The 13,153-nt window shown below is 70.3% G+C and carries 8 protein-coding genes; 5 read left to right on the top strand and 3 right to left on the bottom strand.

What is annotated here, in order from left to right; all coding sequences use genetic code 11:
* Positions 1-19: 19 nt before the first annotated feature.
* Entirely contained in the window at positions 20-1,189 is a 1,170-nt protein-coding gene (locus H5368_RS08940) for a Fic family protein (protein WP_182823417.1), read from the top strand.
* Positions 1,190-1,396: 207 nt separating this feature from the next.
* On the opposite strand, the gene H5368_RS08935 is transcribed toward H5368_RS08940, so the two are convergent.
* Complete coding sequence (locus H5368_RS08935; protein ID WP_182823415.1) at positions 1,397-2,374, bottom strand: alpha/beta hydrolase; 978 nt, start codon at positions 2,372-2,374, stop codon at positions 1,397-1,399.
* Positions 2,375-2,490: 116 nt separating this feature from the next.
* Complete coding sequence (locus H5368_RS08930; protein ID WP_182823413.1) at positions 2,491-2,838, bottom strand: hypothetical protein; 348 nt, start codon at positions 2,836-2,838, stop codon at positions 2,491-2,493.
* A gap of 96 nt (positions 2,839-2,934) precedes the next feature.
* On the opposite strand from H5368_RS08930, the gene H5368_RS08925 reads away from it, so the two are divergent.
* The gene (locus tag H5368_RS08925) at positions 2,935-3,729 is read left to right on the top strand and encodes a 4'-phosphopantetheinyl transferase superfamily protein (RefSeq protein WP_182823411.1); all 795 of its coding nucleotides are present in this window, start codon (positions 2,935-2,937) and stop codon (positions 3,727-3,729) included.
* Between the two features lie 3 nt (positions 3,730-3,732).
* Here the strand turns inward: H5368_RS08925 and H5368_RS08920 are convergent, their stop codons facing one another.
* Complete coding sequence (locus H5368_RS08920; protein ID WP_182823409.1) at positions 3,733-4,452, bottom strand: thioesterase domain-containing protein; 720 nt, start codon at positions 4,450-4,452, stop codon at positions 3,733-3,735.
* Between the two features lie 243 nt (positions 4,453-4,695).
* Between H5368_RS08920 and H5368_RS08915 the strand changes: the two genes are divergently transcribed.
* The 3 genes from H5368_RS08915 to H5368_RS08905 are packed head-to-tail and all read left to right on the top strand — an operon-like array spanning position 4,696 to position 13,134.
* Positions 4,696-6,813 (top strand): HAD-IIIC family phosphatase, encoded by a 2,118-nt coding sequence (locus H5368_RS08915; RefSeq protein ID WP_182823407.1) that lies wholly within the window; start codon positions 4,696-4,698, stop codon positions 6,811-6,813.
* On the top strand, positions 6,810-9,674 hold the full coding sequence (locus H5368_RS08910; protein ID WP_182823405.1) for a type I polyketide synthase: 2,865 nt from the start codon (positions 6,810-6,812) through the stop codon (positions 9,672-9,674). Before H5368_RS08915 ends, H5368_RS08910 begins: the two co-directional genes overlap by 4 nt.
* A gap of 40 nt (positions 9,675-9,714) precedes the next feature.
* Entirely contained in the window at positions 9,715-13,134 is a 3,420-nt protein-coding gene (locus tag H5368_RS08905; RefSeq protein ID WP_182823403.1) for an aminotransferase class III-fold pyridoxal phosphate-dependent enzyme, read from the top strand.
* Positions 13,135-13,153 lie beyond the last annotated feature (19 nt).

The raw sequence follows: 13,153 nt of genomic DNA, 5'->3' as shown, positions 1-13,153 counted from the left end.
TCCGCAAGGAAAGCTGACCATGGCCACCAGAGTCACAGGCCACTATGTCACCGGCTCTTTGGCCGGCAGTCGCTACCAGGCCTTCATCCCCGATCCACTGCCGCCGGAGCCGCCGCTCGACTTTGCCGCAGGGGATCTGATTGCGCGCAAGGAGCGCGCCGATCAGGCGCTTGGGCGTCTGGACGGCATCACTCTGATGCTGCCGGACCCGGAGCTGTTCCTGTATCAGTACGTGCGCAAGGAAGCGCTGCTGTCCTCGCAGATCGAGGGCACCCAGTCCTCCCTGTCCGACCTGCTGTTGTTCGAGGTCGATGCCGCGCCAGGCGTGCCCGTCGACGATGTGGAGGAAGTCTCCAATTACGTGGCCGCGCTCAAGCACGGCCTGCGCCGCCTTCGCGAAGACGACTTCCCGCTTTCCCTGCGCCTGATCCGCGAGATGCATGCCCTGTTGCTGCGCGGCGGGCGTGGCGCCACCAGGCAACCCGGAGAGTTCCGCAAGGGACAGGTGTGGGTCGGCGGCCCGTCGCCGGCATTGGCCCATTTCGTGCCGCCGCCACCGGAGGCCCTGCCCGACGCACTGGCTGCGCTGGAGCGCTTCCTGCATGAGCCGCCAGGCCGGATCCCGCCGCTGGTGAAAGCCGCACTCGCGCACGTGCAGTTCGAGACCATCCATCCCTTCGGTGATGGCAACGGCCGCCTCGGTCGCCTGCTGATCGTGCTGATCCTTTGCAATGAAGGTGTGCTGCGTGATCCCAGCCTGTACCTCAGCCTCTACTTCAAGCGCCATCGTGCCGACTACTACGACCGCCTCAACAGCGTGCGCGTGCGCGGCGACTGGGAGGGCTGGCTGGGCTTCTTCCTCGACGGCGTGGCCGAAACCGCGCAGCAGGCGGTCGACACCGCGCAGCGCCTGCTGGCGCTGCTGGCAAGCGATCGCGCCCGCATCGCGGCGTTGGGGAAGCGTGCCGGCAACATCGGCCTGGTGTTCGACCAGTTTGCCCGTCGCGTGATACTGACCGTACCGCGCGTCGCTCCTGAGCTCCCTCTCACCCCGCCCACCATCCGCGCGGCGGTGCGCGCGCTGGAAGAACTCGAGATCGTGAACGAAGTAACCGGGCAGCAGCGGCATCGCGTGTTCGCCTACAGCCGGTACCTCGACATCCTTAGCGAAGGAGCGCAGCCGCTGTGAGCACAAGCTGCTGATAGCGCCCGAACAGCCGTCCCAAGTGGAACCTGGGCGTTCGCGCATCGCAGGGCCGCTTGAGATGATGGTGCAGACGCCGCCGATTTCCCGAAGCGAGGAGATTGGATGTGAAGAAGTGGGCGAGCGCGACGGCCGGCCGGATCCGGCCTACATCCGCTTTGGGTCGAACGCTGTCCCCCGCGACAACCCTGTTCAATGGCCTGATCCATCAACGCGAGCAAGCTCCCGCAGCAGATCCCGATGAAACCGCTCCGGGTCCTGGACATGTGGCGAATGCCCGAGATCCTCGTACTCGACCAGCACCGCCCCCGGAATCGCTTCCGCAGCCCGCCGACCCAGCGCCCGATAGTCGCCAAGCCTGGCCTGCACCTCCGGCGGCGCCGCAGCCTTGCCGAGCGCGGTCCGGTCATGCACGCCAATGAACAGCGTGGTCGGAACCCGCAACAGCGGCAGCTCGTACACCACCGGTTGCCACATCAGCATGTCGAAGGTCAGCGCCTGGTGCCACGCCACGACATCGCGGCCCGGACCCGCGTACATGCCGGCCTGCATCCGCGCCCAGCGCTCGAACTCGGGCCGCCACTCGCCTGCGTAGTACACGGCGGTCTGGTAGTCGCGGATGCTCTCGTAGGTGGTGCGCAGTTCCGATGCATGGACCTGTTCCACCGGCTGGTAGGGCACGCCCATCGCCTTCCAGTCTTCCAGGCCGATGGGGCCCACGAGGGCCAGGTGCTCGACGGCGTCGGGATACATCAGCGCGTAGCGCATCGCGAGCATCCCGCCCATGGAATGCCCGACCACCACGCTGCGCTCGATCCCGAGGGAGGCCAACAGGCCGCGCGTGTTGTGCGCAAGGCCGGCGAGCGCGTACTGGTAGCCGTCGGGCTTGCTGGACTTGCAGAAGCCCACCTGGTCGGGCGCGATCACGCGGTATCCCGCCTCCGCAAGCGCGGCGATGGTGCGCTCCCAGGTGGCGGCGCAGAAGTTCTTGCCGTGCAGCAGCAGCGCGGTGCGGCCGTTGGCCTCGCCGGTGGGCGGCACGTCCAGGTAAGCCATTTCGACCTGCTGGCGCTGCGATTCGAACGCATGCGTGCGGAGCGGGTGCGGATAGTCGAAGCCTTCCAGTCGCGGGCCGTAGACGGCGCGGTCGTCCGCGGACGCGGCGGCCATCCCCGCAATGCCAAGCAGGCCCGCGAACAGGAGCGCCGCACGGTTCGATCCGCACGGGCGGCCACGCTCCGCGCGCCGAGGTTCGCCGGCATGGGCGGTGATGGGTAGGCGCCGGCTCATGGCTGGTCTCCGGAGCGTGCCGCCGCCGAGCGCTCGATCGCCTCCAGCGTTTCATGCAGCGCGACCGCATCGCCAAACCCCGGCGCAAGGCGCGTGCCTTCGCGGATGTCGCGCGCCACCAGCGCATACGTGCGCGCCACGTTGCGTGCCACCGGCGTATCGGTCCAGCCTGCGTAGGCCTCGGCGGGCGGCATGGGTTCGCTGAGCTCCGTCGCGTCGCCCCTGGGGCCCCGGACCGTCAGCTGTTCGTCGGCCAGGGCCGTGAGCGCCGGCATGTGCGCCATCGCGGCCCAGTGGATGCCGGGGTTGAGGCCGATGATTCCGACGCGGATGGGCTTGGTCATGTCCTGCTCCTGAAAGGGGTCAACACCTGCATGCGGTGGTGGTTGGCGTCGACCATCATCCCCCAGCGGGCGGGGGCCGCGGGCTACCATCGGCGGATGGAGTTTCCCGGTCATCCCGCCACCAGCCCGCGCCGCCCGGGCAATCCGGGCGACATGGGCGACATGGGCGAGCTGCGCAGCAGGTTTTCGACCGCGATCGCGCGGGGGCTCGCCGCTGCGCCGGAAGCCGCGCATGCCACGATGGCACTCGCCGTTGTCGACGACTGGATGCCGTGGCTTCCCGAGGCCGGCCAACTGCTCGACGCACGGGAACGCGGACGCGCCGGACGCATGAAGCGTCCGCGCGATGCCGCCGCGCGGACCCTTGCTTACGCCCTGCACCGCCTGTTCCTCGGCGCCTTGACGGGCATCGATGCACGCGACCTGCCGCTCGGCCGGGATGACCGCGGACGTCCTGTGCTCGGAGGCGATTGGTGCACCAGCCTCAGCCATGCCGACGGGGCGTTCGCATGTGCCGCCCTGCGCGCGGCGCCGGTCGGCATCGACCTCGAGCGTCGCGATCGCGCCGCCGGCATCGCCGACATCGAGTCCGACATCTGCCATCCCGACGAATCCGCCGCGCTGGCCGGCCTGCCGGACCACCTGCGCGCGCACGCGCTGCTGGACGCCTGGGCGAGGAAGGAGGCCTACCTGAAGGCCTCGGGCGTCGGCCTGGCGCATCCGATGGCGGCGTTCGCGTTGCCCGAGGGCGGCATCCTGCCGCTCACCGGCGACAGCGACACCGCGCTCGACGTGCAGACCGGGCTGGTGGCGCTGCACCCCGATTACGTCGTCGCGCTGTCACGACCGCCGGGCACGCCGGTGCACACCATGCGCCTGCTGCCCGACTGAGCGTCACCAGCCGGGCCGGGCCTGCGCGGGCAGGCTGGCGGCGAGCGCGGCGAGCACTTCGGACCTGTGCGTTTCGATGAAGAAGTGACCGCCGGCAAAGGCCTGCAGCGCGAATGCGCCGGTGGTCGCGTTGCGCCACGCGGCGAGCGTGTCGCCCGGCGTGCTGGGGTCGGCGCTGCCGGCGAACACCGTGACCGGGCAGTCCAGTACCGCACCCGGCGCGTAGTGGTAGTCGTCGAGCAGGCACAGGTCGGCGCGCAGCGCGGGCAGCACCACGGCGCGGATATCCGGATGCGACAGGCTGGTGCCGAGGCTGCCGAACCTGCGGTCCATCGCGGCCAGCAACGCGTCGTCGCCCGCGGGCCAGGCGGGTACCGGCGGGTCCGGTGCGCGTCCAGGCCAGGGCCGCGCCGACACGAACAGGTGGTCGACCGGCGACGCCCCGCGCCGCTGCAGCGCGTGCGCCAGGTCGAACCCGATCACGGCACCGAGGCTGTGCCCGAAGATCGCAGTGCGTTGCGGGGGCAGGGCGTCGATCGCGGCCAGCAGCGCATCGCGCATGGCTGCCCAGTCGACCAGCGGCGGATCGGCCAGCCTGTCCTCGCGCGCCGGCAACTGCACGGCGAATGCTTCCACGTGCGCCGGCAACGCGTCGCCCCAGCCGCGGAACACGCCCGCCCCCGCGCCGGCGAACGGCAGGCACAACAGCCGCAGGGTGGCCATGGGCCGCGGTGCCAGGCACTTCAGCCGCACGCTCACGCACACGCACCGGTGAAGCAAACCATGCGCACCTGCTGTGTCCTGTCGCGGCCCGGAACCGCGTTTTCCTGATCATACCTGCAGCTCCGCCGCCAGCCGCGCGCCAGGACGCACCCCCGGTTCCGCACCGCGAAGCGCCGCCGCGGATGGCAGGCGCGTCGCCATCGCCAAGGGGGAAAGATGTCACTGGCGCGACCCGTAATCGCCTTGTCCGGCACCTGGACGCTCGACCCGCTGGCTCCGGTCGTCGGCTACTGGTTCGACCTGCTGCACGTGGATGCCGACGTGCGCCTCGCGCCGTATGCGCAGGTGTTCCAGCAGTTGCTGGATCCCGACAGCACGCTGCGCCGCAACCACGCCGGCGCCAACGTCGTGTGCCTGCGCTGGGAGGACCTGCTGCCGCACGGCAATGCCCCCGGCGCCGACAACACGCCGGCGCTGCTTGCCGCGCGCATCGACGAGCTGCACGCCGCGATCATCGCGCTGCCGCATCACGTGCCCTGCCTGGTGGTTGTCGGCCCGGGCGATGCGGCGAACCGCGTGTTCAACGAGGCGACGCGCGCGCTGTCGGCGCGCCTGGCGGGCATCCCGGAGGTGCACGTGCAGGATGGCGCCGACGCCATGGCGGGCTATCGCGTGGGGCGCGTGCAGGACGCGGCCTCCGACCGCTTCGGCCATGTCCCCTATACCGGCGACGCACTGGTCGCGCTGGGCACCGCCATCGCGCGCTGGTATGCGGCACGCGTGCGCCCGCCGATCAAGCTGTTCGCGGTGGATGCCGACCACACGCTGTGGTCGGGCGTGGTGGGCGAGCAGGGCGTCGACGGGCTCCGCGTCGACCCTGGCCATCTCGCGCTGCAGCGTGCGCTGGCCGCGCAGGCCGGTGCCGGCGCACTGCTGGGCCTGCTCAGCAAGAACGAGGAGGCCGACCTGCGCGCGGTATTCACGCAGCGCCACGACCTCGCGCTGGGTTGGCAGGATTTCATCGCGCATCGCGTCGACTGGAATCCGAAGCCGGACCACCTGCGCGACATCGCCGCCGCGCTCGGGATCGGCCTGGACAGCGTGGTGTTCCTCGACGACAACCCGCTGGAATGCGCCCAGATGCGTGCCGCATCGCCGTCCACGTTGACCGTGCGCGTGCCCGAAGATCCGCAGCGCCTCGAAGCCTTCGTCGAGCACCTGTGGTTGTTTGACCGGCACGCGGTGACCGCCGAGGACCGCGACCGCGCGGCCATGTACCGCGACAACGCCGCGCGCGCCGATGTATTGCGTGGCACGACATCGCTGCAGGCGTTCCTCGACGGGCTCGAGCTGGTCGTCGACATCGACCCGCCGCGTCCGGGCGATCTGCCGCGCCTGTCGCAGCTGACCCGGCGCACCAACCAGTTCAATGCCAGCCTGCTGCGGCTGCAGGAAGGCGAGCTGGCCGCGACCGGCGCGCACGCGTTCCACCGCGGCGTGCGCGCACGGGACCGCTTCGGCGACTACGGCCTGGTCGGACAGCTGCGCGCGTCGCCGCAGGGTGGCTGCCTGCTGGTGGACCTGTTCATGCTCAGCTGCCGGGCGCTTGGCCGCGGCATCGAGCACCGCATGCTGGCGGCCGCGGGCGCGCACGCGCAGGCGCTGGGCCTGGCGGAGGTTGCCGTGCGCTTCACTGCCGGCGAACGCAACACCCCGGTGCGGCGCTTCCTGGAAACGGTCTTCGCCACCGCGGCGGACGGCGACGCCTGCGTGTTCCGCATGCCGGCGGCGCAGGCCGCGGCGGTCGCGTTCGATGCCTCGGCCACCGACAACGGCGATATCGACGACGGCGCGCCGGCGGCCGCGGCACCGCCCGTGCCGGCGGCCAATGCGGCCCGCGACGGCGGGGCGGTCTACGAACACATCGCCCACCACCTGGCCACGGCCGCCGATATCGGGCGTGCCATCGCCGCGCGTTCGCAGCCGCGCCCGGCGCTGGCGACGGGCTTCATCGCGCCCGCGCCGGGCCTGGAACATGCGATCGCGGCGATCTGGCGCGAGGTGTTGCGCATCGACGCGGCCGGCGCGCAGGACCCGTTCCGCGAGCTCGGCGGCAAGTCCATCCATCTCGTCCAGGTGCACCGGCTGCTGCTCGAGCGGCTCGGGGTCGACGTCGACATCACCACGTTGTTCCAGCACCCCACCGTGGCCTCGCTGGCCGCACACCTGTCCACCCGTTCCGCGCCAGCCGGCGTCGACGCCGCGCAGCAGCGCGGCCGGCGCATGCGCGAGGCGCACGCGCGGGCCGCGCTGCTGGCCGCGGCGCGGAAACACCGCCTCGGCAATGGAGAACCCGCATGAGCCATGAAGGCATCGCCATCGTCGGCATGTCCGGGCGTTTCCCGGGCGCGCCCGACGTGGACACGTTCTGGAAGAACATCAAGGACGGCGTGGAGTCGGTGACGCACTTCGATCCGTCGGAACTCGAGATCCCGCTGGCGCCGGATACCGGCGACGACCCCAATGCACGCTACATCTGCGCCAAGGGCATCCTCGACGACGTCGACATGTTCGACGCGCGCTTCTTCGGCTACCTGCCGCGCGAGGCGGAGCTGATGGATCCACAGCACCGCATGTTCCTGGAAATCTGCTGGGAGGCGATGGAGCGCGCGGGCCACGACCCGCAGCGGTATCCCGGTGCCGTCGGTGTCTATGCCGGCTGCTACATGGATACCTACCTGCTGTGGAACCTGTGCTCGGATCCGACCTTCCTGGCGCGGTTCGTGGAATCCATCCAGGTCGGTTCGCTGCAGACCGAACTCGGCAACGACAAGGATTACCTGGCCACGCGCGTGGCCTTCAAGCTCGGCCTGCGCGGCCCGGCGATGACGCTGCAGACCGCGTGCTCGACATCGCTGGTCGCCATCGCAACCGCCTGCCAGGCGCTGGCGTCCTACCAGTGCGACATGGCGCTGGCCGGCGGCGTGACCATCGTGCTGCCGCAGAAGAAGGGCTACTTCTACCGCGAAGGCAGCATGCTGTCGGCGGACGGCCACTGCCGCACGTTCGACGAGCAGGCCGCCGGCACGGTGTTCAGCAACGGCGCGGCGGTGGTGCTGCTGAAGCGCGTCGAGGACGCCATCGCCGACGGCGACCGCATCTACGCCGTGGTCCGTGGCTTCGCCGTCAACAACGACGGTGCCGGCAAGGTCAGCTACACCGCACCCAGTGTCGACGGACAGGCGGACGTGATCTCGATGGCGCTGGCGGCCGGCGACATCGACGCGCGCAGCATCGGCTATGTCGAGGCGCACGGCACGGCCACGCCGATGGGCGACCCGATCGAGATCGCCGGCCTCACTGCCGCCTACCGCGCGCACACCCTGGACCACCAGTACTGCGCGATCGGGTCGCTGAAGGCCAACCTGGGCCATCTCGACGTGTCCTCCGGCGCGATCGGCCTGATCAAGACCGCGCTGTCGGTGGACGAGAACCTGCTGGTGCCGTCGATCAACTTCACCCGGCCCAACCCGAAGATCGATTTCGCGCAGAGCCCGTTCTACGTCAACACCGAACTCAAGCCCTGGCCGCAGGCGCCGTGGCCGCGGCGCGCCGGCATCAGCTCCTTCGGCGTCGGCGGCACCAATGCGCACCTCGTGGTGGAGCAGGCGCCCGAGCCGCCACCCGAAGGAAACCGTCGTTCGCACGCCCTGCTGCTGCTGTCGGCGCGCAGCAAGGAGGCGTTGGCGGCGCAGGCCACGCGCCTCGCGGACTGGTTGGAGGCGAATCCCGCGGCCTCGCTCGACGACGTCGCCTACACGCTGCAGGTCGGGCGCCAGCAGTTCGAGCATCGCCGCATCGTGGTCGCCGCCGAGGTCGCGGAAGCCGCGGTGAAGCTGCGGGCCGCGCCGACACCGGTGGAGGCGGCGAGCCTGAAAGCGTCCGCGAAGGCGATCACCTTCATGTTCCCCGGCCAGGGCGCGCAATATCCCGGCATGGCGCGCGAGCTGTACGGCTGCGAGCCGCTGTTCCGCGAGGTGATCGACCGCTGCGGCGCGGCGCTGTGCGAGGCGGGCGCGGCGGAGCAGGATCCGCGCCCGCTCCTGCTGTGGGATGCGCAGGCGTCGCCCCTGGATGCCGCCCAGGCGACCGCCGCGCTGGCGCAGACCGCGATCGCGCAGCCGGCGATCTTCGCGATGGAAATGGCGCTGGCCACGCTGCTTGGCAGCTGGGGCGTGAAGCCGGATGCGGCGCTCGGACACAGCGTCGGCGAGTTCGCGGCGGCGTGCATGGCCGGGGTATTCGCGCTGGACGACGCGGTGCGGCTGGTCGCGACCCGCGGCCGCCTGATGCAGGCGCAGCCTCGCGGCACGATGCTGGCGATCCGCGCGCCGCGCGAACAGGTCGAGCCGCGGTTGCCACGGGATGTGGCGATCGCCGCGGTCAACGCGCCCGGGCTGGTCGTGGTGAGCGGCCCGGTCGGTGCCGTGGATGGCCTGGCGAAGGCATTGGCGGCCGAGGACATCCAGGCCACCCCGCTGCTCACTTCGCACGCATTCCATTCGCGGATGATGGCGCCGGCACGCGCCCCGCTGGTCGAAGCGGTCGCTGCGGTCCCGTCCCGCGCGGCATCGCTCCCGCTGGTCTCCACCGCGACCGGCGCCACGATCGACGCCGAGGGCTTCCGCGAGCCGGGCTACTGGGGCGATCAGCTGATGCGTCCGGTGCTGTTCGCCGAGGCCAGCGCGACGGCCGCCGCGGACGGGGCGCTGCTGCTGGAGGTGGGGCCGGGCCGCACGCTGACGACGCTCGCCAGGCAATCGCTGGACAAGCCCGGGCCGCTGGCGGTCCTCCCCTGCCTCGGCCCGGTGCAGGCGCCCGGCTCGGATGTGCAGAACCTGCTGCAGGTGGTCGGCCAGCTGTGGCTGGCCGGCGTACAGCCCGACTGGGCGGCGCTGCAGCCCGGCCGCCGCCGCCGGGTGCCGCTGCCGACATACCCGTTCGAGCGCAAACGCTTCTGGGTCCAGCCGATTCCGCCCGGCCCGGCCACGCAGCCCGCGCCCCGGGCGGCTGCCTGTGGCAGCGCCGTTACCGGCGCCCGGTCGGCAGCGGTGGGGGTCCCGAGCGACGTCGAGCAGCTGATCCGCATGCAACTGGCCCTGATTTCCGAGCAGCTGGGCGTGATCGGCGGGCTGGGCGGGACCGGTCGCGGCGACCGATGACGTTGTTGACAGGGATGGAACAGGATCCGGAGAGGTAGGCATGGGGACGATTGGGCAGTTGCGGGTCGCGAAGATCGTCGATCGCCTGCGGGCGGTGGCAGCCGACCTCTCCGGTTACGAGCCGGCCGATCTGGTGGAGACGACCACGTTCCTCGACCTCGGCTTCGACTCGCTGTTCCTGACCCAGCTTGCTTCGGCGTTCCAGGGCGAATACGGCGTCAAGATCACCTTTCGCCAACTGTTCGACGAGCTGCCCACGCTGCATGCGATGGCCGAACACCTCGACCGCACCTTGCCGCCGGATGCCGTGCCTGCGCATGCACCGGGCGCTGCCACGGCCGCACCGGTCGAGGCGATGTCCGGCGAAGGCGTCGTGGCGGAGCGCGTGCCCGCGGTCGAGCCGCCCGCATTGGCGAGGACGGATTTCGCCGCGTCGTTCGCGGCAGTGTCGAATGCCCTGCCTGGTTCCGCAGGCGGGTTGCAGGACGTGATGGCGCAGCAACTGCTGCTCATGTCGCAGCAGATCCAGCTGTTGCAGGCGCTCAAGGGCGGCGCGTTGCCGCATGCAGCGCCAGTGGCCGCACCCGCTGCCGCCGCCGCACCGCAACCCGCGGACGTCGCCGTCGCGCCGCATCCGGCTGCGACACCGCAGGGCGGGACCGCCGCCGCCGCGTCGGCCATGCCCAAGGGCTTCGGGCCGCAGGTCAGCCGCGAAGAGCGCGTGCTCACGCGTCGCCAGCGCGAGCACATCCAGCGCCTCACCGCGCGCTACAACGCGCGCACCATGGGCTCCAAGCGGCACGTGCAGCAGCATCGCCCGCACCATGCCGATCCGCGCACCGCCGCGGGCTTCAACCGGTTGTGGAAGGAAATGGTGTATCCGATCGTCATCGAGGGCTCGCACGGCTGCCGCCTGCGCGACATCGACGGCAACGAGTACATCGACATCCTCAACGGCTTCGGTCCGAACTTCCTTGGCCACAGCCCGTCGTTCATCTCCGACGCGCTGAAGGCGCAGCTCGACAAGGGCATCGAGGTGGGGCCGCAGACGCCGTTGGCCGGCGAGGCCGCCGAGCTGTTCTGCGAGCTCACCGGCATGGACCGCGTCAGCTGGGTCAACACCGGCTCCGAGGCGGTGCAGGCGGCGATCCGCCTGTCGCGCACCTACACCGGGCGCGAGAAGATCGTGGTGTTCTCGGGCGACTACCACGGCAACTTCGACGAAGTGCTGGTGCGCGTGACGAAGAACGCCAGCGGCGCGCGCCGCACGTTCCCGCTGGCGCCGGGCATTCCGTTCCGCGCGGTCGAGAACGTGCTCGTGCTCGATTACGGCGAAGAGGAATCGCTGGAGATCATCCGCCGCAACGCCGGCGACATCGCCGCGGTGCTGGTGGAGCCGGTGCAGAGCCGGCGCCCGGAGTTCCAGCCGCACGAGTTCCTGAAGAAGCTGCGCACGCTGACCGAGGACGAGGGCATCGTGCTGGTGTTCGACGAGGTCATCACCGGCTTCCGCATCCGCCCCGGCGGCGCGCAGGAGTACTACGGCATCAAGGCCGACCTCGCCACCTACGGCAAGATCATCGGCGGCGGCATGCCGATCGGCGTGGTTGCCGGGCGTGCGCGCTTCATGGACACCTTCGATGGCGGCCAGTGGCAGTACGGCGACGACTCGTTCCCGGCGGCCGGCGTGACCTTCTTCGCCGGCACCTTCGTGCGCCATCCGCTGGCGATCGCCGCGGTGCACGCGGCACTCAGGTACATCAAGGCGCAGGGCCCGGCCCTGCAGGACACCGTCAACCGGCGCACCACGTACCTGACCACCGAACTCAACGGCTTCTTCAAGGAGCGCGGGCTGAAGATCCACATCCCGCACTTCGCCTCGCAGATGTTCATCCGCGTGCAGGAGGAGGGCGAACTGGCGACCCTGCTGTTCTTCCACCTGCGCGCCCGCGGCATCCATGTGCTGGAGAACTTCCCCAGCTACATGACCGCCGCGCACGGCGACGATGACGTCGAAGCGATCATCGCCGCGTTCAAGGACAGCATCCTCGAGATGCAGGCTGACGGCCTGCTGCCGGCGCCGCCGGTCGAAGCGCCTGCGCTCGCATGGCGTCGCACGCTGCCGCTCACCGATGCGCAGCGCGAGCTCTGGTTCGCCTCGCAGATGGGCGACATGGCGAGCTGCGCGTTCAACGAATCCGACTCCGTGAGGATCGACGGTCCGCTGGACGCGGCGCGCTTCGTCGCCGCGGTGGAAACCGCGTTGGGCGAGCAGGAGGCGTTCCGCTACCGTTTCGACGACGAGGGTGCCACGCAGTGGGTCGATGACGACGCGACTTTCCAGGTGCCGGTGGTCGACCTGTCCGCCCTTGGCGGAGCCGAACGCCAGCAGCGCATCGACGCCCTGCTCAAGCAGGAGGCGTTGACGCCGTTCGACCTGGCACGCGGTCCGCTGGTGCGTGCGCAGCTGCTGAAACTCGGGCCGGATTCGCACCTGTTCGTGGTGTACTGCCACCACATCGTGTTCGATGGCTATTCCGCCGACGTGCTGCTGGGGCGCATCGCCGAGATCCATGGCGCCGAGCCGGGCAGCGATGTCGATGCCTCCGCCTCGGCCGTCCCGTTCAGCGCCTACATCCACCTGACGACATCGCCTGCCGCGCGCGCGTCGCAGGCGCAGGCGCTCGAGTACTGGCGCGGCGTTTACGCACGGTTGCCGGAGCCGCTCGATCTGCCAGTGGATCACTCCAGGCGCGACACGGGCAACCATCGCGGCGCCACGCTGCATCGCGATCTGGATGCCGCGGTGGTCAGCGAGCTCAAGGACGCGGCCAAGTCGCTCAAGACCAGCCTCAACGTGTTCCTGCTCAGCGGCTTCCAGGCGCTGCTGTCGCGCCTGAGCGCGCAGGAAGACGTGGTGGTGGGCATGCCGGTCGCCGGGCAGGCACATACCGGGCTGAAGACGGTGGGCTACTGTGTCAATGCCTTGCCGTTGCGTGCGGCGACGGGCCAGGACAAGCCGTTCCGCCAGCTTGTCGCCGAAACGCAGCGGTCCATGTTCGACGCCATCGAGCACCAGGACGTCACGCTGGGGCAACTGGTCCGTGCCCTCCAGGTGCCGCGCGAGGCGGGGCGGCAGCCGCTGGTCGACGTGGTGTTCAACTACAGCAGGTTCTTCTCGCGGCTCGACCTGCAGGATTGCACGGTCAGCACGCACGAGAACCCGAGGCAGGCGTTCTACTACGACACGCTGTTCAACATCATCGAACACGATGGGCGCCTGGCGATCGACTGGGACTACAGCGCCGACGTGTTCGACGAACAGACGATCTCGCTGTGGATCGACTGCTACCTTGCGCTGCTGCGCGGGGCCGCACGCGACAACGGCCTTGCCATCGGCGCGCTGCCGTTGACGGACGAGGTCGACCAGGCGGACGCCCGGGTGGCGGAAGCGCGATGACGTGCCGGGCATCCGTTCC

It is taken from the genome of Luteimonas sp. MC1782 (assembly GCF_014164605.1).
Lineage (GTDB): Bacteria > Pseudomonadota > Gammaproteobacteria > Xanthomonadales > Xanthomonadaceae > Luteimonas.
This window is presented reverse-complemented; position numbering and strand designations above follow the sequence as displayed.

Coding starts and splice junctions, on each gene's coding strand:
- H5368_RS08905 (WP_182823403.1), top strand. CDS start 9,715: ATGGGGACGATTGGGCAGTTGCGGGTCGCGAAGATCGTCGATCGCCTG.
- H5368_RS08925 (WP_182823411.1), top strand. CDS start 2,935: ATGGAGTTTCCCGGTCATCCCGCCACCAGCCCGCGCCGCCCGGGCAAT.
- H5368_RS08935 (WP_182823415.1), bottom strand. CDS start 2,374: ATGGCCGCCGCGTCCGCGGACGACCGCGCCGTCTACGGCCCGCGACTG.
- H5368_RS08910 (WP_182823405.1), top strand. CDS start 6,810: ATGAGCCATGAAGGCATCGCCATCGTCGGCATGTCCGGGCGTTTCCCG.
- H5368_RS08940 (WP_182823417.1), top strand. CDS start 20: ATGGCCACCAGAGTCACAGGCCACTATGTCACCGGCTCTTTGGCCGGC.
- H5368_RS08920 (WP_182823409.1), bottom strand. CDS start 4,452: ATGGCCACCCTGCGGCTGTTGTGCCTGCCGTTCGCCGGCGCGGGGGCG.
- H5368_RS08930 (WP_182823413.1), bottom strand. CDS start 2,838: ATGACCAAGCCCATCCGCGTCGGAATCATCGGCCTCAACCCCGGCATC.